Annotated in this window: 1 pseudogene; it reads right to left on the bottom strand. The window is 60.7% G+C overall.

Going from position 1 to position 850, the window contains the following annotated elements:
• Positions 1-850: pseudogene (locus NQV17_RS37790) on the bottom strand (protein kinase); the annotation flags it as partial.

Below are 850 nucleotides of genomic sequence, written 5' to 3'. Positions count from 1 at the left end.
TGCAGATAGCCGTAGCGCGCGTCCTGCAGATACACACGAGCAATCTTCCTAAAACCGCGCGCCGCGTAAAAGCGGGACGCGAGTTCGTTGGCGAGTGCTTCACAGTGAACAAAACCGCTTTCCCGCGCCGAGCGGATGGCCTGCTCGTAGAGCTGTTCAGCATCTACCACGCGGCCTTCGATCCGGGCAATCTCGGCGCCGACCAGCGCGGCGCGGTCCGCGAAATTCTCCGGGCAGTTTTTCGCCCAGATCTGGAGCTGCCGGTAATGTGCAGCGACATCGTCCAGGTGTTGTGGCCGCTCGTCGGCCGGGGTGCACTCACACCAGGCGGCCTTCGCCAACGCGCCGTAAAAGTGATATTCGGCTTCCTCAATCAACGAGGATGAGGTCCAGAGCAGCGGTTGCGCCTTCGATGCCGCATCCATGGCTGCAGCATAGTCACCGGCGATATAGCGCCCCTGCAGTTTCCGGATCCAGTACCAGCACGCAGCTATTGCCAGGGCCGGGTTGCCGGACAGATGGGTTTCGGTCCGAAGTTCATTGAACTGCCCGTCGTCAAGGCGGCCGAAGGTTGGCGTCAGGCCGCGAAGCATCCGTATCAGCGCGAGCTGTGTGGTGATGAAGTCAATAACAAGACCGAACCGCACCTTGCCGGCGTATGCAAGACCGTGTTCGGCTTCGCCTTGCACCTCGTGCAGCGGCTCGCCGGCGAAAAGCAGGTCCGAGTTGAGTTCGTTGCACGCGTACGCTCCATACGCGAGGTCTCCGATCCGGTTCGCCGCTTCGAAAGCACGGCGCAGCAGATCACGACAAGCCCGTATTGGTTTCAGCCAGCGCATTACAAAATTCT

Origin of the sequence: Burkholderia sp. SCN-KJ (assembly GCF_024656005.1) — a bacterium.
Taxonomy (GTDB): Bacteria; Pseudomonadota; Gammaproteobacteria; order Burkholderiales; family Burkholderiaceae; genus Burkholderia.
This window is presented reverse-complemented; position numbering and strand designations above follow the sequence as displayed.